This is a genomic window from Bordetella hinzii LMG 13501 (assembly GCF_001548475.1).
Classification (GTDB): domain Bacteria; phylum Pseudomonadota; class Gammaproteobacteria; order Burkholderiales; family Burkholderiaceae_B; genus Bordetella; species Bordetella hinzii.
This window is the reverse complement of record NZ_LRUJ01000007.1, coordinates 146,385-169,777: the sequence shown is the minus strand read 5'-3', so window position 1 is coordinate 169,777 and position 23,393 is coordinate 146,385. Positions and strand designations below refer to the sequence as shown.

Annotated in this window: 24 protein-coding genes and 1 riboswitch; of the genes, 8 read left to right on the top strand and 16 right to left on the bottom strand. The window is 67.5% G+C overall.

Going from position 1 to position 23,393, the window contains the following annotated elements:
* Nucleotides 1-224: 224 nt before the first annotated feature.
* The gene (locus AXA74_RS07195; RefSeq protein ID WP_032979203.1) at nucleotides 225-1,397 is read left to right on the top strand and encodes a class I SAM-dependent methyltransferase; all 1,173 of its coding nucleotides are present in this window, start codon (nucleotides 225-227) and stop codon (nucleotides 1,395-1,397) included.
* Here the strand turns inward: AXA74_RS07195 and AXA74_RS07190 are convergent.
* Nucleotides 1,394-2,485 carry a tRNA CCA-pyrophosphorylase gene (locus AXA74_RS07190; RefSeq protein WP_029579832.1) on the bottom strand — a complete coding sequence of 364 codons (1,092 nt, stop codon included), beginning with the start codon at nucleotides 2,483-2,485 and terminating at the stop codon, nucleotides 1,394-1,396. The two genes, AXA74_RS07195 and AXA74_RS07190, sit on opposite strands and share 4 nt — an antisense overlap.
* A complete protein-coding gene (locus tag AXA74_RS07185) occupies nucleotides 2,482-4,599 on the bottom strand; it encodes a lytic transglycosylase domain-containing protein (protein ID WP_029579833.1) in 2,118 nt (705 codons plus the stop codon). Before AXA74_RS07185 ends, AXA74_RS07190 begins: the two co-directional genes overlap by 4 nt.
* A gap of 57 nt (nucleotides 4,600-4,656) precedes the next feature.
* Here AXA74_RS07185 and AXA74_RS07180 point away from each other — a divergent pair, with 57 nt between their 5' ends.
* From AXA74_RS07180 to AXA74_RS07160, 5 genes are all read left to right on the top strand, one after another.
* Nucleotides 4,657-5,334, top strand: coding sequence for a 5-formyltetrahydrofolate cyclo-ligase (locus tag AXA74_RS07180; protein ID WP_032973081.1), 678 nt, complete (start codon nucleotides 4,657-4,659; stop codon nucleotides 5,332-5,334).
* Between the two features lie 152 nt (nucleotides 5,335-5,486).
* Complete coding sequence (locus AXA74_RS07175; RefSeq protein ID WP_029579835.1) at nucleotides 5,487-6,911, top strand: circularly permuted type 2 ATP-grasp protein; 1,425 nt, start codon at nucleotides 5,487-5,489, stop codon at nucleotides 6,909-6,911.
* A gap of 2 nt (nucleotides 6,912-6,913) precedes the next feature.
* Nucleotides 6,914-7,846, top strand: coding sequence for an alpha-E domain-containing protein (locus AXA74_RS07170; RefSeq protein WP_029579836.1), 933 nt, complete (start codon nucleotides 6,914-6,916; stop codon nucleotides 7,844-7,846).
* Between the two features lie 13 nt (nucleotides 7,847-7,859).
* Complete coding sequence (locus tag AXA74_RS07165) at nucleotides 7,860-8,663, top strand: transglutaminase family protein (RefSeq protein WP_029579837.1); 804 nt, start codon at nucleotides 7,860-7,862, stop codon at nucleotides 8,661-8,663.
* Between the two features lie 39 nt (nucleotides 8,664-8,702).
* Nucleotides 8,703-9,566, top strand: a complete 864-nt coding sequence (locus tag AXA74_RS07160) for a proteasome-type protease (protein WP_029579838.1) — start codon at nucleotides 8,703-8,705, stop codon at nucleotides 9,564-9,566.
* On the opposite strand, the gene AXA74_RS07155 is transcribed toward AXA74_RS07160, so the two are convergent.
* From AXA74_RS07155 to AXA74_RS07140, 4 genes are read right to left on the bottom strand one after another with little or no spacing between them, the layout of a single operon-like run.
* The gene (locus AXA74_RS07155) at nucleotides 9,563-10,036 is read right to left on the bottom strand and encodes a DoxX family membrane protein (protein WP_032979204.1); all 474 of its coding nucleotides are present in this window, start codon (nucleotides 10,034-10,036) and stop codon (nucleotides 9,563-9,565) included. The genes AXA74_RS07160 and AXA74_RS07155 overlap by 4 nt on opposite strands.
* Nucleotides 9,999-10,271 (bottom strand): HvfC/BufC family peptide modification chaperone, encoded by a 273-nt coding sequence (locus AXA74_RS07150; RefSeq protein WP_029579840.1) that lies wholly within the window; start codon nucleotides 10,269-10,271, stop codon nucleotides 9,999-10,001. Before AXA74_RS07150 ends, AXA74_RS07155 begins: the two co-directional genes overlap by 38 nt.
* Nucleotides 10,235-11,050, bottom strand: a complete 816-nt coding sequence (locus AXA74_RS07145; RefSeq protein ID WP_032963166.1) for a DUF692 domain-containing protein — start codon at nucleotides 11,048-11,050, stop codon at nucleotides 10,235-10,237. Before AXA74_RS07145 ends, AXA74_RS07150 begins: the two co-directional genes overlap by 37 nt.
* Nucleotides 11,035-11,298, bottom strand: coding sequence for a hypothetical protein (locus AXA74_RS07140; protein WP_032979205.1), 264 nt, complete (start codon nucleotides 11,296-11,298; stop codon nucleotides 11,035-11,037). Before AXA74_RS07140 ends, AXA74_RS07145 begins: the two co-directional genes overlap by 16 nt.
* Before the next feature lie 273 nt (nucleotides 11,299-11,571).
* Between AXA74_RS07140 and AXA74_RS07135 the strand changes: the two genes are divergently transcribed.
* The gene (locus AXA74_RS07135) at nucleotides 11,572-12,561 is read left to right on the top strand and encodes a tripartite tricarboxylate transporter substrate-binding protein (RefSeq protein WP_032963164.1); all 990 of its coding nucleotides are present in this window, start codon (nucleotides 11,572-11,574) and stop codon (nucleotides 12,559-12,561) included.
* Nucleotides 12,562-12,611: 50 nt separating this feature from the next.
* Here the strand turns inward: AXA74_RS07135 and metF are convergent, their stop codons facing one another.
* From metF to AXA74_RS07090, 9 genes are all read right to left on the bottom strand, one after another.
* Nucleotides 12,612-13,454 carry a methylenetetrahydrofolate reductase [NAD(P)H] gene (gene metF, locus AXA74_RS07130; RefSeq protein WP_032958553.1) on the bottom strand — a complete coding sequence of 281 codons (843 nt, stop codon included), beginning with the start codon at nucleotides 13,452-13,454 and terminating at the stop codon, nucleotides 12,612-12,614.
* Nucleotides 13,454-13,789 (bottom strand): phage holin family protein, encoded by a 336-nt coding sequence (locus AXA74_RS07125; RefSeq protein ID WP_032958555.1) that lies wholly within the window; start codon nucleotides 13,787-13,789, stop codon nucleotides 13,454-13,456. Before AXA74_RS07125 ends, metF begins: the two co-directional genes overlap by 1 nt.
* A gap of 61 nt (nucleotides 13,790-13,850) precedes the next feature.
* Nucleotides 13,851-15,272, bottom strand: a complete 1,422-nt coding sequence (gene ahcY, locus AXA74_RS07120) for an adenosylhomocysteinase (protein ID WP_029579845.1) — start codon at nucleotides 15,270-15,272, stop codon at nucleotides 13,851-13,853.
* A gap of 96 nt (nucleotides 15,273-15,368) precedes the next feature.
* Nucleotides 15,369-15,479, bottom strand: a riboswitch (S-adenosyl-L-homocysteine riboswitch).
* Nucleotides 15,480-15,531: 52 nt separating this feature from the next.
* Nucleotides 15,532-16,575, bottom strand: coding sequence for a glycosyltransferase family 4 protein (locus tag AXA74_RS07115; protein WP_032958767.1), 1,044 nt, complete (start codon nucleotides 16,573-16,575; stop codon nucleotides 15,532-15,534).
* Nucleotides 16,576-16,644: 69 nt separating this feature from the next.
* Complete coding sequence (locus tag AXA74_RS07110) at nucleotides 16,645-16,866, bottom strand: DUF1289 domain-containing protein (protein ID WP_032958558.1); 222 nt, start codon at nucleotides 16,864-16,866, stop codon at nucleotides 16,645-16,647.
* A gap of 61 nt (nucleotides 16,867-16,927) precedes the next feature.
* Nucleotides 16,928-17,869 (bottom strand): alpha/beta hydrolase, encoded by a 942-nt coding sequence (locus tag AXA74_RS07105; RefSeq protein WP_029579848.1) that lies wholly within the window; start codon nucleotides 17,867-17,869, stop codon nucleotides 16,928-16,930.
* Nucleotides 17,814-18,476, bottom strand: a complete 663-nt coding sequence (leuD, locus tag AXA74_RS07100) for a 3-isopropylmalate dehydratase small subunit (protein WP_029579849.1) — start codon at nucleotides 18,474-18,476, stop codon at nucleotides 17,814-17,816. Before leuD ends, AXA74_RS07105 begins: the two co-directional genes overlap by 56 nt.
* On the bottom strand, nucleotides 18,473-19,888 hold the full coding sequence (gene leuC / locus AXA74_RS07095) for a 3-isopropylmalate dehydratase large subunit (protein WP_032958568.1): 1,416 nt from the start codon (nucleotides 19,886-19,888) through the stop codon (nucleotides 18,473-18,475). Before leuC ends, leuD begins: the two co-directional genes overlap by 4 nt.
* 37 nt (nucleotides 19,889-19,925) lie before the next feature.
* A complete protein-coding gene (locus AXA74_RS07090; RefSeq protein WP_032963162.1) occupies nucleotides 19,926-20,909 on the bottom strand; it encodes a Bug family tripartite tricarboxylate transporter substrate binding protein in 984 nt (327 codons plus the stop codon).
* 122 nt (nucleotides 20,910-21,031) lie between these two features.
* Between AXA74_RS07090 and AXA74_RS07085 the strand changes: the two genes are divergently transcribed.
* The gene (locus tag AXA74_RS07085) at nucleotides 21,032-21,955 is read left to right on the top strand and encodes a LysR substrate-binding domain-containing protein (RefSeq protein WP_029579852.1); all 924 of its coding nucleotides are present in this window, start codon (nucleotides 21,032-21,034) and stop codon (nucleotides 21,953-21,955) included.
* Between the two features lie 66 nt (nucleotides 21,956-22,021).
* Here AXA74_RS07085 and metK read toward each other — a convergent pair whose 3' ends face one another.
* The gene (metK, locus tag AXA74_RS07080; RefSeq protein WP_029579853.1) at nucleotides 22,022-23,185 is read right to left on the bottom strand and encodes a methionine adenosyltransferase; all 1,164 of its coding nucleotides are present in this window, start codon (nucleotides 23,183-23,185) and stop codon (nucleotides 22,022-22,024) included.
* Between the last annotated feature and the right edge of the window lie 208 nt (nucleotides 23,186-23,393).

The window sequence follows — 23,393 nt, the reverse complement described above, 5'->3', positions numbered from 1 at the left end:
TCCCCAGCGCAGCTTCGGCGACCGCCCCCAGCGCGACTTCGGCGACCGCCCCCAGCGCAGCTTTGACAAGCGCGGCGCGCCGGGCAAGCGTTTCGGCAAGCCCGCCGGCGACCGCCGCGGCTGATCGCCAGCAGCCATGAAGACCGGGCCCGGCAGGGCCCGGTTTTTTTTTCGTCCCCGCCCCCCGCCAAGCACCGGCCTCGGGCGCATGGGAAAATAGCGCCATGCAACCGACTCTCTCTTCTTCCCTGCCGGCCCTGGACACCGAGGCCAGCGCGCACAGCGCGGCCGTGGCCGCCCACCTGCGCCGGCGGATCGACGCCGCGGGCGGCTGGCTGTCCTTCGAGCAATGGATGGCCCAGGCCCTGTATGCGCCGGGCCTGGGTTATTACACCGCCGGCTCCATCAAGCTGGCCTCGGACCCCGGCGATGCGCGCCAGCCGGGCGGGGATTTCGTCACCGCGCCGGAACTCAGCCCCCTCTTTGCCGGCACGCTGGCGCGTCAGGCCGCCCAGTGGCTGCAAGCCACCGGCACGGCGCGCGTGCTCGAATTCGGCGCCGGCACCGGCGCCCTGGCCGAGGGCGTGATGGCCGAGCTGGACCGCCTGGGCCTGGCGGTCGAGTACACCATCGTCGAAGTCTCGGCCGACCTGCGTGCGCGCCAGCAAGCCCGCCTGGACCCGGGCCGCGTGCAATGGCTGGACCAACTGCCCGAGGCCTTCGAAGGCGTGGTGCTGGCCAACGAAGTGCTCGACGCCATGCCGGTGCGCCTGTTCCGCCTTGACGAGCACGGCCAGGTGCTGGAGCGCGGCGTGGGCTGGCAGGACGGTTTCGTATGGCAGGATCGCCCCGCCGATGCGGCGCTGGCCGCGGCGGTCGCCGCGCGCCTGCCCGCGCTGCCCGGGTATGTATCGGAAATCAACCTGCAGGCCGAGGCCTGGGTGCGCGAGATGGGCCGCTGGCTCAGGCGCGGCGCCGCCCTGCTGCTCGACTATGGTTTTCCCCGGCATGAGTACTATCACCCGCAGCGCGCGGGCGGCACGCTGATGTGCCACCTGCGCCATCATGCGCATGCCGATCCCTTCGTGGCGCCCGGCGTGCAGGACATCACGGCGCATGTGGATTTCACCGCCATGGCCGACGCCGCGCTCGAAGGCGGCCTGGATGTGCTGGGCTATACCTCGCAGGCGCGCTTCCTGATGAACGCCGGCCTGCTGGAACTGCTGGGCCGGCTGGACCCCGCCGACAGCCGGGCCTATGCGCAGGCGGCCGCACCGGTGCAGAAGCTCCTCTCCGAAGCCGAGATGGGCGAACTCTTCAAAGTGCTTGCCATCGGCCGCGGCGTGCCGGCCGGCCCGATGGGATTCACGCGCGGCGACCGCCGCGGCAGTCTCTAGGCCGCGGCCAGGGCCGCCAGGCGTGCCTGGCGCAAGGCCGGCTTGATGCGCGCGGGCTCGCCCGCGCATTGCCGCGCGATGGCGCCGGCATCGACGCCGCGCACCGCCTCCAGGTCGCCGCGCCATTGGCTGGCATCAACCTCGGCCACGACCGATGCTGTCTCGGCCAAGGCCAGGAAACGCTCGGGCTTGCGCAAGCCGTCGCAACGCTCGATGAGGTCCAGGCGCGCGGACACCGATGCCGCCGGCAAGGCTTGCAGCCACACGGGCAACAGGCGCGCCTGGTCAGCGCACTCGCCCGGCACGCGCAGGCGCGCGGCCAAGGCGTCGCGCCCGGGGCTCAGGCGGGTCAGCAAGGCATAGCGGCCGGGCAGCGGCAGCCCGCGCCGCGCCGCCTCGTCCAGGTCCGGCGCAATGGCTTCCCATTGCGCCAATTGCGGCATCACGCGGGACAGGGCGCCGCAGTCGTCCCAGATGCGCAGCATGCGCGAAGGCATGGCCTCCATGAGGCCGCGCGACAATTCCTTCCAGACGCGCTCGGGCACCAGCGCATCGACCTCGCCCTGGGCCACCATCTCCTGGCAGAGCGCCCGCGTTTCGGGCGCCACGCCGAAATCGGTGAAGCGGGCCGCAAAGCGGCCCAGCCGCAAGATGCGCACCGGGTCCTCGGCAAAGGCTTCGCCCACGTGGCGAAAGCGCCGCGCGCGCAAGTCGGCCTGGCCGCCCAGGGGGTCGACAAGCCGGCCATCCCGCGCGCGCGCGATGGCGTTGACGGTGAAATCGCGCCGACGCAGGTCCTGCTCCAGGCTGACGTCGGCGCCGGTGTAGAAGGTAAAGCCCTTGTAGCCGCGTCCCGATTTGCGCTCGGTGCGCGCCAGGGCGTACTCCTCCTTGCTCACCGGGTGCAGAAACACCGGGAAATCGCCGCCCACCGGGATGAAGCCGCGCCTGACCATCTCCTCGGGCGTCGCGCCCACCACCACCCAATCGCGGTCACCGGCTGGCAATCCCAGGAGCGCGTCGCGCACCGCGCCGCCGACGATGTAGACCTCCAGGCCCGCGGTGGCCGGATCCGGCGTGGCGCTCATGGCGACTTGGCCATGACGGCGGCCGGCGGCACCACATTGCCCAGCCGCTCCTTGAGCGACTGCGGCTGTCCCGTGAACATGGCCGCATAGTAGACGGCGTTGGACATCACATTCTTGACGTAGAGGCGCGTCTCGGTAAACGGGATGGTTTCCGCGAACACTGCGCCCTCGACCGGGTGGCTGAAGGTCGCGCGCCAGTTGCGCGGCCGGCCCGGGCCGGCGTTATAGCCGGCGCTGGCCAGCATCTGCGAGCCGTCCAGGTCGCGCAGCACCATGTTGAGGTATTGCGTGCCGAGTTCGGTGTTGACATCGAAATCGTTGACACTGCCCGGCGTGAAGTCGGTCATCCCTATCTTGCCGGCCACCCATTTGGCCGTGGCGGGCATGAGCTGCATCAGCCCCGAGGCGCCCACATGCGAACGGGCATCCATGATGAAACGCGACTCCTGGCGGATGAGGCCGTAGACCCAGGCCGGGTCCACGTCCAGCGCGCGCGCCTTGGCCGACACGCGGCCCTCGAAGGGCGCGATATAGCGTTGCGAAAAATCGAACTCGCGTTCGGTGCGCTCCGAGGTGTTGACCACGCGGTCATAAATACCCTCGGCCCGCGCCAGCTCGGCGGCAGCCAGCAGCTGGCGGTCATTCATGCCGCGCAGGGCGAAATTCCATTCGGGCACGGCTTCCGAGCGCCAGCCCAGGCGGAACATATGCACGGCGCGCACCAGCGCGGGATTGGCGCGGGCCTCACGCATTTCGGCGTCATTGACCGGCGCGGCCTGGGGTGGCAGCTGGATACGCTGGCCCAGCTCCTCGGTGGCAAGCTGGCCATAGAAATTGAACTGGCCGGCGATGCTGGCGTAGGCGCGCTGCGCCTCGGCGGTCTGGCCCAGCGCGGCCTGCCCGCGCGCTTTCCAATAGACCCAGACTTCTTCATTGCGCTGGGCAGGGGACATCTCGTCTATCGAGGCCACGACCCATTTCCAGTCCACGCGCTGCTGGCGCAGCGCGGCGCGGACTTTCCAGGCGTGGTTGTTGTCCGTCATGCGGATGTGGCCCGCCTCGCGATACCAATCATAGGCGCGCGGATCGAGCGCGACGGCGGCGGCCAGCGCATACTGCCCGCGTACCCAGGCCAGATGGGCACGGGGCAGATGCCGGGCCCATTCGCGCTCCAGATAGGAGTCGGCCACGCTGATATCCGAGCGCGCCAGGCGGGCCAGCGCCAAGGTGATCAGCTCCTTTTCATTGCGGCCCACCGGCGACTTGCCCTGGCGCACCAGCCACTTCATCGGGTCGCGCATCATCAGGTCGTAGGTCTTGACGTCCTGCGGCTCGAACAGATACTGCACCAGCTTGCGCGCGTCCGTGGTCCGGTTGTTTTCGATGGCATCGCGCAATTGCGGCAGGAGCTCATCCCAGCCGAGGATGCGGTCGGCGACCAATTGGTCATACAGCGCCCAGCAGGCCGAACCCGGCGCGAAGACCTTCAGCGCCTCTTCGGCCGTGGCGCGCTTGCCCGTCATGTGGCGCGCATCGAGCACCGCGCAAGCCACCTGGGCATTGCCGGCCTTGGCCGGCGCCAGGCGGCGCACCGTCTCGAAGTCCCCGCTGCGCGCGGCGGCCAGTATCCAGTCGGTGCGCAGCCGGTCTTCGAGGTAGCTGCCGGCGTTGGCGGCCAGGAATCGCGTGAGCTGGCTGTCGGGACGCACGCCATTGGGCGGCGCGGCCAGTTGATAGCGCAGCAGCCAATATTGCGGGTAGGCGCCCAGCACATCAGGTTCGGCCTGGGGCGCAAGCGCGCCCAGCACCGACCACTGCTTGCGCATCATGGCCTCGCGCGCCGCGACCACCGCTTGGCGGGCCGTCGAATCGGGCGACGCGGGCAGCCCGGCCAACACGGCGCGCGGCACGGCGATGGGCCGCGCAGCCTGCTCGGGCGCCAGCGAGGCCTGCAAGGCCAGCGCCGGCCCCGGCGAGGCGGCCGGCTCGGCGCGCTGCTGCGCGTCCACTGGCGCACAGCCCGCGGCCAGCAGGGCCAGCAGCGGCAGCAGGCGCCGCAGCCCGCCCGATGCCAAGGAATTCTGATACCGTTGGGATTGACGCCCCGCTTTCACCGTAGGCTTCATCGTCCGCCCCTTCACGCCTTACACCGCTAGACCAGGCCCGCCCGTATGCAGACCCAAAATACTGGAGAGAATACCGCAGTCGCGCTGCGCGCGCGATTGCGCCGCCAACGCGCCGAGCTGCCCGAAAATCAACGCAGCCGGGGTGCGCTGATGATGCGCGGCCGCCTCTTCACGTGGCTCAATATGGCGCGCGAACGGGCGGCCGGGCTGGGCCGGCCGCTGCAAAGCGTCGCGGCCTTCTGGCCCATGGCCGAAGAGCCGGACCTGCGGCCGCTGTTACAACAGTGGGCCGACGCCGGCATCACCGTCTGCCTGCCCGTGGTGCGCGACCGGGGAGCCGCCCTGGAATTCCGCCGCTGGACGCCGGATGCCCCCATGCAGGCGGGCGCCTATGGCATCGCCGAACCGCGGGATGGCGACCTCGTCGTTCCCGATGTGCTGCTGGTGCCCACCCTGGGGTATACAGCCGGCGCCGAGCGGCTGGGCTATGGTGGCGGCTACTACGACCGCACGCTGGCCGCCCTGACCGCGGCCGGCCATCCCCATACGGCTATCGGTATTGCCTGGGACGAAGGACTGTTGCCGGAAGACTACAAGCCGGCCCCGCATGACGTCCCCCTGGCCGCCGTGCTCACGCCCTCGGGGTGGGTGCCCGAGGCGCCGCTGGAAACCGGCGGCCTGCCGGCCGGCCGCGGCAGCGTGTTTTCGCACATTTTGCGCTAGACGCACCATCCTGAAGCACCGGCCGGCACCTCTTATGGTGCGCGCCGGCGTGCGCCCCGGGCGCCACCGTGCATGCCCAAGCTGGCATGGGGCTTGCTTGATCCTTCTGTAAATGGCGCCGCCAAGGTGGCCGCGCCACCGCAGGAGACAACATGAAGGACGGGCCCGCCATTGCCTTTGACGAGATGTTCGACGCCCAGGGCCGCGTCCGTCCCCACTATGAGGGCTATGCCTATTGGCTGGACGGCCAGCCCGCCGAAGCGATGGCGGCGCGCCAGATCGAGGCCGACCTGAGCTTCCGGCGCGTGGGCATCACCTTTTCCGTGGCGGGCGACGCGGCAGGCACCGAGCGCCTCATCCCCTTCGACCTCATCCCGCGCATCATCGCCGCGGCCGAGTGGCAGCGCCTGGATGCCGGCCTGAAGCAGCGCGTGCGCGCGCTCAACCGTTTCATCCACGATATCTATCACGACCACGATATCGTGCGCGCCGGCATCGTGCCGGCCGAACAAGTCTTTCTCAACGCGCAATACCGGCCGGAGATGCAAGACATCGACGTCGCCGAGGATATCTATTGTCACGTCGCGGGCGTGGACATCGTGCGCGCCGGCGCGGGCGAGTTCTATGTACTGGAGGACAATCTGCGCGTGCCCTCCGGTGTTTCCTACATGCTGGAAAACCGCAAGATGTCCATGCGCCTGATGCCAGACGCCTTCGGCAGCAACAAGGTCCGGCCCGTGGCGCACTATCCCGATCTGCTGTTGGACAATCTGCGCGAAGTCGCCCCGGGCGGCAATGACGATCCCACGGTGGTGGTGCTCACCCCGGGCATGTACAACTCGGCCTATTTCGAACATGCCTTCCTGGCCCAGCAAATGGGCGTCGAGCTGGTCGAAGGCCAGGATCTCTTCGTCGAGCAGAACACCGTCTATATGCGCACCACGCGCGGCCCGCGCCGCGTGGATGTGATCTACCGCCGGCTGGACGACGATTTTCTCGATCCCCTCTCGTTCCGGGCGGACTCGGCGCTGGGCGTGCCCGGCCTGCTGTCGGCCTATCGCGCCGGCCGCGTCACTCTGGCCAACGCCATCGGCACGGGCATCGCCGACGACAAGTCCACCTATCTCTATGTCCCGGAGATGATCCGCTTCTACCTGGGCGAAGAGCCGCTGCTGTCCAATGTGCCGACCTGGCAGTGCGCGCGGCCCGAGGAATGCTCGCATGTGCTGGCGCACATGCAGGACCTGGTCGTCAAAGAGGTCCACGGCGCCGGCGGCTACGGCATGCTGGTCGGCCCCTGCGCCAGCCGCCAGGAAGTGGAAGACTTCAAGCAGCGCGTGCTGGCCAATCCGGCCAACTACATCGCGCAGCCCACGCTGTCGCTGTCGACCATCCCCACCTATGTGGAATCCGGCGTGGCGCCGCGCCACGTGGACCTGCGCCCCTACGTCCTGTGCGGCAAGGATATCCGCACCGTGCCGGGCGGCCTGTGCCGCGTGGCCCTGACCGAGGGCTCGCTGGTGGTCAACAGCAGCCAGGGCGGGGGCACCAAGGACACCTGGGTACTGGAAGACTGACCATGCTGAGCCGAACCGCCGACCATCTTTTCTGGATGTGCCGCTACATCGAGCGCGCCGAAAGCACGGCGCGCATGCTGGATGTCAATCTGCAGATGTCGCTGCTGCCCCAGGATGCGCTTACCCGCGAGAACTCCTGGCGCGCCCTGCTGCGCATCTCGGAGCTGCACCGTCACTACGAGGCCCGGCACGACGCGCTCACCCCGGCCAGCGTGCTGCACTTCATGGTGCGCGATCCCGACAATCCCTCCTCCATCCATGCCTGCCTGCGCGCCGCGCGCGAAAACGCCCGCGCCGTGCGCGGCAGTCTCACCACCGAACTCTGGGAAACCTACAACAGCACCTGGCTGGAACTGCAAAAACACCTGCAATCCGGCCTGCTGGAACGCAATCCGGGCGAGTTCTTCGAATGGGTGAAATTCCGCTCGCACGTCGCGCGCGGCGTCACCCTGGGCACCATGCTCGAAGACGAGGCGCTGTGCTTTCTCCGCCTTGGCATGCACCTGGAGCGCGCCGACAACACCGCGCGCCTGCTGGACGTGAAATTCCATGAAGGCGAGCACGGCCCGCAGAACGAGTTCTACCGCTGGTCGGCCATCCTGAGCTCGGTCTCCGGCCTGGAGATCTATCGCAAGGTCTACCGCGACGTGGTCACGCCCGACCGCGTGGCCGAACTGCTCATCCTGCACGGCGACATGCCCCGCTCGCTGCTGGCCTCGACGCAGGCCGTGGCCGACAACCTGGCCAGGGTGGCCAATGAGCGCTCGGCCGAAACCGAACGCCGCGCCGGCAGGCTGAGCGCGGAACTGCGCTTCGGCCGTGTGGAGGACATCCTGCGCGGCGGCCTGCACGGCTTTCTGGAAAGCTTTCTCGAACGCATCAATGACCTGGGCAACCGCATCAGCCAGGATTTCCTGCTGCCGCTGTCGACCTGACCCCGGAGCCCGCATGAAGCACCTGATCCGCCACGTCACCCACTATCGTTACACCTCGCCGGTGAGCTACAGCATCCAGGTCCTGCGCCTGACGCCGCGCCAGGACGAGCACCAGCGCGCCCTGCGCTGGTTCATCGACGCGCCCGGCCCTCTGCAGGAACAGGTCGATGCCTTCGGCAACATCACCCACACCCTGACCATGACCCGGCCACATGATGAAATCGAACTGCGCGTCACCGGCCACATCGAGATCGACATGCTGCCCGAGGGACGGCTGCCTGACGAAGACCACCGCCTGCCCCTGCATGCCTTCTGCGTGCCCACGCCGTTGACGCATGCCGACGCCGCGGTGCGCGACTTCACTCGGGGCGCGCTGTCGCAAGGCATGAAGACCCCGCATGACGCCCTGACCCTGGCCGAAGCCATTTGCGATCGCGTGCATTACGAGCCCGGCGCCACCGATGTCGGCACGGCCGCCGGCGAAGTCCTGAAACTGGGCCATGGCGTCTGCCAAGACCACGCCCATCTCTTTCTGGCCTGCGCGCGCGGCCTGGGCGTGCCGGCGCGCTACGTCAGCGGCTACCTCTACACCGAAGCCGCCCACGCGGCCAGCCACGCCTGGGCCGATGTCTGGCTCGATGGCCAGGGCTGGGTCAGCGTGGACATCACCAACCGCCAGTTCGCCTCGGACTGCCATTGCCGGCTGGCCGTGGCCCGCGACTATGACTCGGCCTCGCCGGTGCGCGGTGTGCGCAACGGCGGCGGCGGCGAGGTCATGAGCGTTTCGGTGCAGGTCCAGGCCGCCCACCAGCAATAGACCGCATCCCCCACATCCTTCTTTCTTGCCGTCCGCGCCATGACCTACTGCATCGCAGCCCAGCTGAACCAGGGCCTGGTCTTCCTTTCCGACTCGCGCACCAATGCCGGCGTCGACCAGATCAGCATTTTCCGCAAGCTGCATGTCTTCGAGCTGCCGGGCGACCGTGTCATGGTGCTCATGACCTCCGGCAATCTGGCCATCAGCCAGGCCGTGCTTAATGTGCTGGCCCAGGAAAACGCCCAACGGCCCGATTCGATATGGCGCGTGCCCAATATGTTCGAGGCGGCCCGGCGTGTGGGACACGCCATACGGCTGGTCTATGAACGCGATGCGCAGGCGCTGCGCGAACAGGGCGTGGAATTCAATATCAACCTGATCTTCGGCGGCCAGATCGGCACCGCGGCCTGCCGCTTGTTCCAGGTCTATGCGGCGGGCAACTTCATCGAGGCCACACCCGAGTGCCCGTATTTCCAGATCGGCGAGGCCAAGTACGGCAAGCCCATCCTGGATCGCGTGCTGCGCCCGGATACGCCGCTGGACGAAGCCGCCAAATGCGCCCTCATCTCGATGGACTCCACGCTGCGATCCAACCTCTCGGTCGGCTTGCCGCTGGATCTGCTGGTGTATGAGGCCGACGCCCTGCGGGTGACGCATTTCTCCAGCATCGACGAGCACAACGAGTACTTCGCCATGATACGCGGCACCTGGGGGGAAAGGCTGCGCCAAGTCTTCGCCGAGATCCCCGATCCGCTATGGAGCCGGCCCGAAGACCCCGATTCGCTGGTGCCGGCGCACCGTGTGCACCAGCCCATGCGTATCCTGCCGGCCGGGATGGCCGGCAACCGCTATGCCGCGCCACAGCTGCTGGCCCAGGGCGGCGCGCCGACGCAGGCCAATTAGCCCGCTTTCCGCCGGCCCAGCATCAGCCTGTCCACGGAAAAGCTACCGGCACCGCAGGCAAACAAGGCGAACAACATCAAGGCCAGCATCAGGGGCACCTTGAAGCCCAGACCATCATCGGTGTCGATCTGGTTCCAGCCCTTCCAGCCCAAATCGAAATGCACCGCATAAACGGCCACGAAGACGATATAAAGCAACAGGCCGGCGGCCCAGCGCGTGCTCAGCCCGACGATAAGCGCCAGCCCCAGCAGCAACTCAAGAATCCCGGCGGCCAGCCAATTGACATCCGCCGGCAGCCAGGACTGGGGGATAGGCATGTCCAGGCCGCGAAACCAGGCGGGCGCCTGCATCCCCCCGCCCAGCTTGACCCATCCCGCCCGCGCGAACTCCCAGCCCGCCCAGAGGCGCAGCAAGAGCAAGGCCAGGGCCGGCTCATGCCGCCGCGCGCGAGACAAAATCCCGAAACTCATTCTGTAGATCTCCATAGAAGTGCGACGTCCAGGCGGACTGCCGCACAAAGCCCTCGATGAGGAGGCGCCAAGCCGCTTCGCCCATCCCGTCGCGCAGGCCCGGAAAACCCGCATCCACCATCTGGCTTGCGCCTAAATAGACCAGATGGCGGTAGACGCGCATGCCAGCCGCGCTATAGCCGGCCGGCACCTGCTCGCTCAGCCCCCGGACGTAGTCATAAAAGCCTGCAGGCATGCGAGCTCCTCGTTGATGGCCTCGGGTCCGGGCACGTCGTTGTCCCACTCCAGCAGCACAGCAAGCCCGTGCCGCTCGAGCAGATGCCTCGCCCATCGCGCTGTCTCCTCGCCTACCGGCCGGCTGTGGGTATCGATGTACATGCCGAAGCGGGTATCGAATTCATGGCCGGCAACATGGAGGTAGCTCACGCGCGACAGGTCGATGCGGCCCAGGAAAGACCCGATATCGTCGCCACCGTGGTTCTTGTGATTGACGTCGATGTTGTTCAGGTCGAGCACGATGGCGCAATCCGCGCGCTCGGCGATCTCGGCCAGAAACTCCGCCTCGCGCATTTCGCCCACATTGGTGTACCAGGTGCTGTTCTCTATGCCTATGGCCTGGCCCAGGATGTCCTGCGCCTGACGGATACGGTCGGCCACGCGCCGCACCTCGGGTCTCGTGAAGGGAATGGGAAAGAGATCGTAGAGCTGGTGGGCATCGCCGCTGGCGGCGAGATGGTCGGAATAGCGATCGCTGCCTAATTCGCGCATCAGCGCGGCGACCGATCGCAGGAAGCCCGCATCCACCGGCGCCTGGCCGCCAAGATTCAGTGAGACCCCATGCAAGGCTATGCCGCGACCGCTGGCCAGCAGGCGATGCAGGGGGGCGCGATCACGTCGCAACCAGTTCTCGGGGACGACTTCAAAAAAATCCGCCTGTATGGCGGACATGTCCCAAGCGGCCATTTCTCGGCGATAGCCCAGGCCGACCCCTGGCCCGCCTAGCGCTTGACGCATGCGGCATCCTTTTTGCCGCACCCCGCCTCGGGGACGTCGGACGTCGACGGCGCGGTCTCGCCGGGCTTTTTCTTGTCTTTTTTATTCACGTCGCCTGCATCGCGCTGAGGCTGGGAGGTTTCTTTCTTGCCGCAGGTGCCGGCGCCGCAAGCCTGGTCGGCGCCTTGGCCCGCCGTGGCGGCGGAAGCCAGCAGCGTGGCGGCCAGCGCGGCGGCGGCTTTCAGGGAAATGAATGTGGAATGGTGCATGGAGAGCCCCCTGGGTGAGATGTGCCTGGACAGACACAATGTGGAAGTGACGGCTTCATGCTCTCATCCGCCTGGGGAGGGCTCGGGGCGCCAAGCCGAATTTCAGACCGACGCTAGGGCAAATCCCCATTTGGCGCCGCCGAAGTGGGATTTCCGGAATCGCGAATAGCCAGGCCGCCCGCTCTCGCTCACACTAGCCAATCGCCGCCATCGGCCCGCTCGCCCACAAGGCGCGCCGGCGACGGCGGACCAGAAAAACGGAGTGAGACTTTGATGAAGCGTATCCCGATGAGCCGCCGCGCGGCCCTGTTGGCCCTGGGCGGACTGCTGTCCCTGAGCGCCCAGGCGCAAGACAAGAACTATCCCACGCACCCCTTGACCCTGGTCGTGCCCTTCGCGGCCGGAGGTCCCACCGATGTCGTGGCCCGCTCGCTGGGCGCCTCCATGAGCAAGACGCTGGGCCAGCCCATCGTGGTCGAAAACCGCACCGGCGCGGGCGGCACGCTGGGCCCGTCCTTCGTTTCGCGGGCCCATCCCGACGGCTACACGCTGCTCATCCACCACAATGGCATGGCGACGGCACCGGCGCTCTACAAAAAGCTGCCCTACGATCCGCTGAAGGACTTCGAATACATCGGGCAGGTGGCCGACGTGCCCATGACGCTGATGGGCCGCAAGAGCCTGCCGCCCAACGACATGCCGGCCTTCATCGCCTATGCGCGCGCCAACGGCAACAAGATCAACCTGGCCAACGCCGGTCCCGGCGCGGTGTCGCAGCTGTGCGGCACGCTGCTGCAGGATGCGCTGGGCACGCAGTTCACGGAAATCCCCTATGCCGGCACGGCGCCGGCCATGAGCGCGCTGCTGGGCGGCCAGGTCGATGTGTTGTGCGACCAGACTACCCAGACGCTGCCGCAGATCAAGGGCGGCAGCGTCAAGCTCTATGGCGTGACCACGCTGGAGCGCATCAAGGCCCTGCCCGATGCCCCCACCCTGCAAGAAAGCGGGCTGAAGGGCTTCGAAGTCATGGTCTGGCACGGCATCTATGCCCCCAAGGGCACGCCCAAGGCCACCATAGACCGCATCAACGAGGCGCTGCGCATCGCGCTGAAGGACCCCGCGTTCGCCACCAAGATGAACGAGCTGGGCGCCGAGATCGTCCCGCCGGCCAAGCAGACGCCCGAAGGCCTGCATACCTGGCTGCAATCGGAAACGACCAAGTGGGGCGGCATGATGAAAAAAGCCGGCATCGAACCGCAATAAGGTTCTGCCGGCGGGCGGGCGGCTCCCGGCGGGAGCCACCTTTTTTTGCCTTAGAGCTGCAGGTTCTTCCAGATGCCCAGGGTCGCTTCCGACTGGTTCAGGGTATAGAAGTGCAGACCGGGCACGCCATTGTCCAGCAAGGTCTGGCAGAGCTCGGTCACCACGTCCACGCCAAAGGCCCGGATCGAGGCCTTGTCGTCACCGAACTCGGCCAGGCGCAGGCGTATCCAGCGCGGCAGCTCCGCGCCGCACATCTCGGAAAAGCGCGAAAGCTGGCTATAGTTGGTGATGGGCATGATGCCCGGCACGATGGGGATGGCCACGCCACGCGCCTGCGCCCGGTCGACGAAGTCGAAATAGGCGTCGGCATTGAAGAAATATTGCGTGATCGCGGCATCCGCGCCGGCCTGGACCTTGGCCACGAAATGGTCGAGATCGGCCGTGGGGCTGGCGGCCTGCGGGTGCATCTCGGGATAGGCGGCCACTTCGATGTGGAACCAATCGCCGGTTTCCTCGCGGATGAAACGCACCAGGTCGCTGGCATAGCGCAACTCGCCGGCATCGCCCCCCATGCCCGAGGGCAGGTCGCCGCGCAAGGCCACCACGCGATGCACGCCGGCTTCGCGATAGTGGTTGAGGATCTCGCGCAGCTGCTCGCGCGAGGCGCCGATGCAGGACAGGTGCGGCGCCGCGTCGCAGCCGAGGTTGGTCAGCGTGCGCACGGTCTCTTCGGTGCCGGCGCGCGTGGAGCCGCCCGCGCCGAAGGTCACGCTCACATAGCGCGGGCGGATGGCCAGCATCTGCTTGGCCGCGCGCACCAGCCTTTCCTGCGCGGCGATGTCTCGCGGCGGGAAAAACTCCAGGCTGAGCGCGGGAGAGGTTGAGTCGGTCATCAGGGTATGAGTTTGGACAGCAGGCCCGAGATGATGCTGTAGAGAATCGCACCCGCCACGGCCCACCAGAAGCCATTGACCTGGAAGCCGCGCAGGATGGAGCCGGCCAGCCAGAACAACAAGGCGTTCAGGACAATCAGGAAGAGACCGAGCGTGACGATGGTGATGGGCAGCGTCAGCAGCACCAGGACGGGCTTGACCAGCATGTTCAGCAGGCCCAGCACCAGCGCGGCGACGAGCGCCGAGCCGAAACTGGCCACGGCGATGCCGGGCAAGAGATAGGCCACGGCCAACAGCGCCACGGCGTTCAGGATCCAGACCAGAATCAATGCCATATCGATCTCCTGTAAGAAGGGTGGCCACGAGGGCCACTCCTATTGTGCTACATCCCCCGGCTTAGTAGCGGTAATGACCCGGCTTGAACGGGCCATGGACGGGCACGCCGATGTACTGGGCCTGGGCGTCCGACAGCGTCGTGAGCTTGGCGCCGAGCTTTTTCAGGTGCAGGCGGGCGACTTTCTCGTCCAGGTGCTTGGGCAGCACATAGACCTGCCCACGGGTGTAGCTGTCATTGCGCGTGAACAGCTCGATCTGGGCGATGGTCTGGTTGGCGAAAGACGAGGACATCACGAACGAGGGGTGGCCGGTGGCGCAACCCAGGTTGACCAGACGGCCCTTGGCCAGCAGGATGATGCGCTTGCCGTCAGGGAAGATGACGTGATCGACCTGGGGCTTGATCTCTTCCCATTGGCAATCCTTCTCGATCGCGGCAACGTCGATCTCGTTGTCGAAGTGGCCGATGTTGCAGACGATGGCCTGGTCCTTCATGGCTTCCATGTGCGCGCGGGTGATCACATGGTAGTTGCCGGTGGCCGTCACGAAGATGTCGGCGTGGGGCGCGGCTTCTTCCATGGTCACGACCTTGTAGCCTTCCATCGCCGCCTGCAGGGCGCAGATCGGGTCGATCTCGGTCACCCAGACCTGGGCGCGCAGCGCGGCCAGGGCCTGGGCGCAGCCCTTGCCCACGTCGCCGTAGCCGGCCACCACGGCGATCTTGCCGGCGACCATCACATCGGTGGCGCGCTTGATGCCGTCGACCAGCGATTCGCGGCAGCCGTAGAGGTTGTCGAACTTGGACTTGGTGACCGAGTCGTTGACGTTGATGGCGGCAAAGGCCAGTTCGCCCTTCTGCGACATCTGGTAGAGGCGGTGCACGCCAGTGGTGGTTTCTTCGGTCACGCCCTTGATCTGGGCCAGGCGGGTCGAGTACCACTTGGGATCGCGCGCCAGCGTTTCCTTGATGGTGGCAAACAGCACGCGCTCTTCTTCGCTGCCGGGCTTGTCCAGCACCGAGATGTCGGCCTCGGCCTTGGTGCCCAGGTGCAGCAGCAGCGTGGCGTCGCCGCCGTCATCCAGGATCATGTTGGCGTGGCGGTCTTGCGGCCACTCGAAGATCTTGTGGGTGTATTGCCAGTATTCTTCCAGGGTCTCGCCCTTGATGGCGAAGACCGGGGTGCCGGTGGCGGCGATGGCGGCCGCGGCGTGGTCCTGGGTCGAGAAGATGTTGCACGACGCCCAGCGCACTTCGGCGCCCAGCGCCACCAGCGTTTCGATCAGCACGCCGGTCTGGATGGTCATGTGCAGGCTGCCGGCGATGCGCGCGCCCTTGAGCGGCTGGGTGGCGGCGTACTCTTCGCGGATGGCCATCAGGCCGGGCATCTCGGTCTCGGCGATGGCCAGCTCGCGGCGGCCCCAGCCGGCCAGGCCCATGTCGGCGACGATGTAATCGGAAAAGGCTTTGTCGGACACTGCGTTCACGGTGTAGATCTCCACGTAAAGATGAACGGCGCACACTGGGCCGGCCGGCGTGAAGAACCATGAAGACACGGCGCCACCACCTTGCCGGCCTAGCGGCTAAGGTGAGCGCCGTTGCATAGGCGCCGCGCGAGACGCGGCGCCTGGACAAGGATTCCTGAGCCTGGCGAGCCGTCGTGTCCGGCTTTCGTCGCAGCGCTCCTCAGGGATAGCCGGCATTGTAGCGGGTCGGCCGAGTCCGCGGAAACCCCTGCCGGCCGGATCAGACACCCAACGCCTGCTTGCGCGCGCTTTCGGGGGCCGGACCATCGATGGGCACCAGGGCCGAGAGCAGATCCTGGGCGATGGCGTCCCAGCTGCGCGTCAAGGCCCACTCGCGCACGGGGCGCCGGTCCAGCTGGCGCGCGGCCAGGCAGGCGCGTCCCAGATCGTCGTCCAGCGCGCCGGTGACGCCCTGGCTCACCACCGCCATCGGCGCCTCGCTGCGAAACGCCGCCACCGGCGTGCCGCAGGCCATGGCCTCCAGCATCACCAGGCCAAAGGTGTCGGTCCGGCTGGGAAACACGAACACATCGGCCGCGCTATAGAGCGCCGGCAGTTGGGCATCGCCCTGCCCGCCCAGGAAATGCGCGGCGGGAAACTGGCGGCGCAAGCGGGCCAGGTCCGGCCCCGCGCCGGCCACCACCTTGCTGCCGGGCAACTCCAGCGACAGGAAGGCATCCAGATTCTTCTCCCGGGCCACGCGGCCGACCGACAACCAGATGGGGCGCGGCAGATGCGCCAAAACCTCGGAGGCCACCGGCTGGAAGTGCGTGGCGTCCACCCCGCGGGACCAGATCTTCAGTTGGCCGATGCCGCGCGCGGCCACGATGCCGGCCACGGTGGGGGTGGGCACCAGCACACGCTGGGACGGCCGGTGGAACCAGCGCATATAGCGCCAGGGCAGCCCGGCGGGTATGCCCATGCGCGCCTGCAGGTAGTCCGGAAACAGAGTGTGGAACGACGTCGTGAACCGCCATCCCCGCTTGATCGCCATGCGCCGCGCGGCCAGGCCCAGCGGCCCTTCTGTGGCGATATGCAGGGCCTCGGGCACCCAGTCGCCCAGCCGGCGCCGCAGCTGGCGCCCCGGGGTCAGGCACAGGCGCAGGTCCGGCTCGGACGGCGCGGGCACGCTGCGGCTGCCCTCGGGGCTGATGACCCGGACCTCGTGGCCCCATTCGGCCAACAGACGGCACATGGCGGTCCAGGTCCGGACAACGCCATTGACCTGCGGATGCCAGGCATCGGTCACGAGCGCGATACGCATGGTGGGCCCCCATGGAGACAATGGGGTCGATTAGGCCCGCCGCGTATGACAGGGCGAAGACAGGGAACCTCAGGTATTGCGCCGCGGATAGCCCTGGACGCGGATGCGCGCCCAGACTTCGCGTTTTTCTTCCTCGGTCATGAAGACCCAGTTGGCGACTTCCATGGCCGTGCGCCCGCAACCCCGGCAGATATCATCGAACAACGTGGAACAAACGGCCACGCAGGGGGAGTCGCTGGCGGCGAATGCACCGGTCGCGGCGGGTTCGATGGGGTCTTCACGGCTACTCATGGGCGCAAGCTTAGCACCCGGCCTACGTCCCTTTTTGCATAGCCCTATCGGCGGCCGGCGATTACTTGACGGCCAGGAAATCCAGCGCCTCCTCCAATACCGTGGCGGCCGCCTCTTCGGGCAGATAATGGGCGGCGTCTATCGCCCGGCCGTCGACCTGGGCGGCCACCGCGCGCCAAAGCGTCAAAACATCGAAATTGCGTCCGACCGCCCCGCGCTCGCCCCACAGCACGCGCAAGGGCATGGCCAGGCGCTGGCCGGCCTGCCGCGAGGCGCGATCGTGCTCGAGATCGATCGTGGCCGAAGCCCGGTAGTCCTCGCAAACGCCGGTCGCCCAACCGGGCAGGCGCGCGCAGCGCTCGTATTCGGCCAGCGCCCGCGGCGAGAAATGCGCCAGGCCTCCGGGGCGCCCGCCCATGACGCCGCGGACATAGAACGCCGGGTCGCGGGCGATCATGGTCTCGGGCAACGGTGCGGGCTGTATCAGCCAGAACCAGTGGTAGTAGGCCTGGGCGAAGGCCCGGGTCGTCCCTTCGTACATATCCAGCGTGGGCGCGATGTCCAGCAGCATCATGCGTTGGACGTGGTCCGGATGGTCCAGGCCCAGGCGGTGCGCCACGCGCGCGCCCCGGTCGTGCGCCAGCACCGAGAACCGGGGCAATCCCAGGGCCTGCATCAGGGCCAGCATGTCGGCGGCCATCACGCGCTTGGAATGCGCGACATGGCCGGGGCTGGCGGGCGGCTTGTCGCTGTCGCCATAGCCGCGCAGGTCGGCGGCCACACAGGTGAAGTGGCGAGTGAGGGCCGGCCAGAGACGATGCCAGATCGCCTGCGTCTGTGGATGGCCGTGCAGCAGGAGCAAGGCCGGTCCCCGGCCGGCCACGCGGGCGGCCAGCGCGATATCGCCCACGGCGATGCGCCGCGGGGGCAACTCGAAAAAGGCGTCGTCACTCACGATGATGTCCTTGTCGGTCCAGGCGCTGGCGCACCTGGCGCGCCACATCCTTCATCCAGGGCAGGCGCTGCCAGTGCCGCGCCTCGAAACGCGCCACCGCGTCCAGCTGCCGCAACGAGGCGGCCACCATGTCCAGGCCCTCGACGAAACGCAGCCGGTGACGCGGCGACAAAGCGAAATCGTAACGCCTGCCGCCTGCGTCATGCAGCCGGCCCGCCGCCACGTCCACGGTCAGCGCGGCCTGCGCGGGGTCGCTGACCTGGCGCAGGAGGGACTGCACCTGCTCCTCGGGCAAGGTCACCAGCAACAGGCCGTTGTTCATGGCGTTGGAGAAGAAGATCTCGCCGAAGCTGGGCGCGATCACGGCACGGATGCCGAACTGCTGCAAGCCCCATACCGCATGCTCGCGGCTGGACCCGCAGCCGAAGTTGGGGCCCGCCACCAGAAAGCGGGCGCCCGCGTAGCCGGGCTGGTTCAGGACACAATCGGGCCGTGGCCGGCCCTGGGCGTCAAAGCGCAGGTCGTAGAGCAATCCCCGATCCAGGCCGGCCTTGTCGATGATGCGCAGGAACTGCTTGGGCATGATCTGGTCGGTGTCGAGGTTGCTGTAGGGCAGGGGCGCGGCAATGCCGCTCAGAATGGCGTTGGCGTTCATGCCTGGATCTCCCGGCGAATGTCCACGATATGGCCGGCCAGCGCGGCCGCCGCGGCCATGGCCGGGCTCATCAAATGCGTCCGGCCGCCGCGGCCCTGGCGGCCCTCGAAATTACGGTTGGTGGTCGATGCGCAGCGCTCGCCCGGACGCAATACATCGTCGTTCATGGCCAGGCACATGGAGCAGCCGGGCTGGCGCCATTCGAAGCCCGCCTCGATCAGCACGCGCGCCAAGCCTTCGGCCTCGGCCTGGTCCCGCACCGCCCCCGAGCCGGGCACCACCATGGCGCGCACGCCCGCGGCCACGCGGCGGCCACGCACCAGCCCGGCCACCACGCGCAGGTCTTCGATGCGCGCATTGGTGCACGAGCCGATGAAGACCCGGTCTATCGGCAGGCCCTCCAGGCGCGCGCCGGGCGCCAGGCCGATATAGGCCAGCGCCTGGCGGGCCGCCTCGCGGGCCAGCTCGTCCAGCCCATCGAGCGCCGGCACGGGCGCGTCCACCGGCACCGCCTGGTCGGGACTGGTGCCCCAGGTCACATAGGGCGCGATCTCGCGCGCATCAAAGCCATGCTCCGCGTCGAAACAGGCGTCTTCGTCGCTGCGCAGCGTGGCCCAGTGGGCGCGCGCGGCTTGCCAGTGCCGCGCGCGCAGTTGCGGCGCATGCTCGCCCACGTAGGCCTCGGTGGTGGCATCCGGCGCGATCAGGGCCGCGCGCGCGCCGGCCTCCACCATCATGTTGCACACCGTCATGCGGCCCTCGGCCGACAGCGAGGCGACCGTGCTGCCGCACAGCTCCACGGCATAGCCGCGCGCACCCTGCGCGCCCAGGCGATGCACCAGGAAAATCACCAGGTCCTTGGCCGATACGCCGGCGCCCAGCTCGCCATCGACGCGGATGCGCATGGTGCGCGCCAGACGGTAGACCAGGGTCTGCGTGGCCAGGATGTGCTCGACCTCGGAAGTGCCGATGCCGAAGCCGAGCGCGCCCAGGGCGCCGTAGGTCGTCGTGTGGCTGTCGCCGCACAGGACCACCATGCCCGGCAGGATCATGCCGTGCTCGGGCGCGATCACATGCTCGATGCCCTGCAGAGGATCCCGCGTGTCGAACAGGGCGATGCCCTGGCTGTCGCAGTTGCGCTTGAGATTGCGCGCCTGCAGGGCCGCGTCCGGCTGGGCGATCTCGCGCGCCTTGCTGGGCACGGGGTGCGTGGGGATGACATGGTCGACCACGGCCATCTGCTGCCCGGGGCGCAACACCTGCCGCCCCCGGGCAGCCAGGCCGCTGAAAGCCTGCGGACTGGTGTACTCGTTCATGATGTGCAGATCGACGTAGAGCAGCACGTGCTCCTCGTCCAAGGTCTCGACCACATGGCTTTGCACCAGTTTGTCGTAGAGCGTCAGGCCTGGCATGAGAAAACCCTTTGGCCGGCACGCTGCCGGCGCGTCATCAATTGGCGGAAATGCCCGCCGTCTTCACGATATCGGCCCAGCGTTTGACCTCGGAGGCCACCATGGCATCGGTCTGCTGGGGGGTGGAAATCAAGGGATCGAAACCCTCCCGGCTCATGCGCTCGCTGATCGCGGGCGAACGCAAGGCCTCGGCCAGCGAGGTGTTCAGGCGCTGCACCACTGCCTCGGGCGTGCCCGCCGGCGCGCTGACCACGAACCAGGTTTCAAAGACATAGCCGGGCAGGCCGGATTCCGCGACCGTGGGCACATCCGGCAAGAGCGCCGAACGCTTGGCGCCCGTCACGCCCAGGGCGCGCAGCTTACCGCCGTCGACCTGCGGCTTGGCGGCCGAGAGCACCGGAAAACTCATCTGCACCTGGCCGCTGATGGTGTCCAGCATGGCCGGGCCGCCCCCCTTGTAGGGCACATGCAGGATCTGGGTGCCCGATACCGACTTGAACAGCTCGGCGGCCATATGGAAGGTACTGCCCGTTCCGGCCGAACCGAAGCTCAGTTCATTGGCCGGGCGGGCGCGCACATAGGCCAGCAACGCCTTGACGTCACGCACGGGCAGGTCATTGTTGACCGTCAGCACATGCTGCGACGTGCCGATGGTGCCCACGGAGCGCAAATCCTTTTCGGTGTCGAAGGGCATGGCGGGAAACAGCGCCGGATTGATGGCCAGCGACATGGTATTGACCGCCAGCGTATAGCCGTCCGGCCTGGCTCGCGCCACGGCTGCCATGCCGATATTGCCCGACGCGCCGGCCTTGTTCTCGACCACGATGGACTGGCCCAGGGCCTTGCCCCAGGCATCGGCCACCAGGCGCGCGGCGATGTCCACGCTGCCGCCGGGCGCGAAAGGCGCCACCAGCGTGATCGGCCGGCTGGGGAATTCCTCGGCCATGGCGGGCGAAGCCGCCAGGGCCAGGCAACAGCTCCCTCGGGCCACAAGCGCGGCAAGCACGGAAAAACGTTGCATGGTTGTCTCCTGTTATGGACCGTCGAGCGCGGCCGTTGTCATGGTCCCGCCAGTGTAAATACCAAGTTAAAACATATAATTAATGTGTTTTAAAACCTTTATTAAATTCAATTTAATAATCCATGGACGGTATCTCGGATCTGGCTTTCTTCGGCCTCCTGGTCAGGCAGGGAAACCTGTCGGCGGCGGCGCGAGAACTCGGCATCACACCGGCCGCGGTCAGCACGCGCCTGGCCAACCTCGAGCGCAGGCTCGGCGTGCGGCTGCTCAACCGGACCACGCGCCGCATACATGTCACCCAGGAAGGCGAGCTCTATCTGGCCGAAGGCGCCCGCATCCTGGCGGATCTGGACTCGTTGGAGCGGCGGGTGACCAATACGCGCGAGCAGCCCCAGGGCCTGCTGCGCGTGAACGCCACCTTCGGGTTCGGCCGCGCCCATGTGGCGCCGGCCATCTCCGCCTTCGCCAATCGCTACCCCGATGTCGAGGTGCAGCTGCATCTGAGCGACCGCGGCGCCAACCTGCTGGAAGACGGTTTCGACCTGGCGGTGCGCTTTGGCGAGATGCCCGATGCGCGGCTCACGGCGCGCAAGCTGGCGTCCAACCGGCGCCTGCTCTGCGCGGCGCCCGCCTATCTCAGCCGCCATGGCGAGCCGCGCGCGCCGGCCGAACTGCCGCGCCACCGTTGCATCGTCATCCGCGAAAGCGAGCTGGCCTATGGCACGTGGCACCTGCGCGCCGGCCAGCGCAGCGAGACCATCAAGGTGCGCGGCCCCCTGAGCGCCAACGACGGCGAATGCGCGCTGCAATGGGCCCTGGACGGCCAAGGCATCGTGATGCGTTCGGAATGGGAAGCCATGCCCTATCTGCGTTCGGGCCGGCTACGCCAGATTCTGCCGCAATGGCAGACCCCGCCGGCCGACATCTACGCCCTGTATCCCCAGCGCCTGCACCTGCCCGCCAAGACCCGCGCCCTGGTCGATTTCCTTGCCGAACGCTTCGCGCCGCGCCTGCGCCCCCCGGGCGCCGAAGACGCGGTCTGGTGAGCCGCCCCGCCCGCGGGCGAAAAAAAACCCTGGCATCGGCTGCCAGGGTTTTTGCCTTGCGGAATATCAGGCCGATTTCTTGAGCGCCTGGACCTTGTCGGTGGCTTCCCAGGAAAATTCCGGCTCCGAGCGGCCGAAATGGCCATAGGCGGCCGTCTTGGTGTAGATCGGGCGCAGCAGGTCCAGCATGTTGACGATGCCCTTGGGACGCAGGTCGAAGTGCTCGCGCACCAGCTTGGCGATCTGGTCGTCGGGGATGACGCCCGTGCCTTCGGTGTAGACCGTGATGTTGATGGGCTCGGCCACCCCGATGGCATAGCTCACCTGCACCTGGCACTGGCGCGCCAGGCCGGCGGCCACGACGTTCTTGGCCACATAGCGGGCGGCATAGGCGGCCGAGCGGTCCACCTTGGACGGATCCTTGCCCGAGAACGCGCCGCCGCCATGGGGGCAGGCGCCGCCATAGGTGTCGACGATGATCTTGCGGCCGGTCAGGCCGCAATCGCCCTGCGGGCCGCCGATGACGAAGCGGCCGGTCGGGTTGACCAGGAACTTGGTCTGCGGGGTGATCAGGCCGTCGGGAAAGCAGGGCTTGATGATGTCCTCGATGACCGCTTCGCGGATCGAGGATTGCGAAATCTCGGGCGCATGCTGGGTCGACAGCACCACGGTGTCGACCTCGACCGGACGGCCGTCGACATAGCGGAAGGTGACCTGCGACTTGGCGTCCGGGCGCAGCCACGGCAGGCGGCCATCCTTGCGCAGTTCGCTCTGGCGCTGCACCAGGCGGTGCGCATACCAGATGGGCGCGGGCATCAGGTCGGGGGTTTCATCGCAGGCGTAACCGAACATCAGGCCCTGGTCGCCGGCGCCCTGGTTGAGGTAGTCCTCGGAGCTGCGGTCCACGCCCTGGGCGATATCGGGCGATTGCTTGTCGTAGGCGACCAGCACCGCGCAGCCCTTGTAGTCGATGCCGTACTCGGTGTTGTCGTAGCCGATGCGGCGGATGGTATCGCGCGCGACTTGGATGTAGTCGACGTTGGCGCTGGTGGTGATTTCACCGGCCAGCACGACCAGGCCCGTGTTGCACAGCGTCTCGGCCGCCACGCGCGCATTGGGGTCCTGCGTGAAGATGGCGTCGAGAATGGCGTCGGAGATCTGGTCCGCGACCTTGTCGGGGTGGCCTTCCGAGACGGACTCGGAGGTGAAGAGAAAATCGTTGTTAGCCACGATGCGTCCTTACGTACATGTCCGGCGGGAGCCGGCCCTCAAGTTGAACGAGGCGCGTTGCGCCCCGGATCGTCCTTGCAAGGAGGGCATCTGGGCGCGACGCTTTAGCGGATTTGAAGCGGCAGATGCCGCGACGTCGCTCCGCAAGTTGTCGGTTAACTCAGCGACTTCGGGCATTTTAGGCGAAAATGAGCGCCCGGGCGAAGCA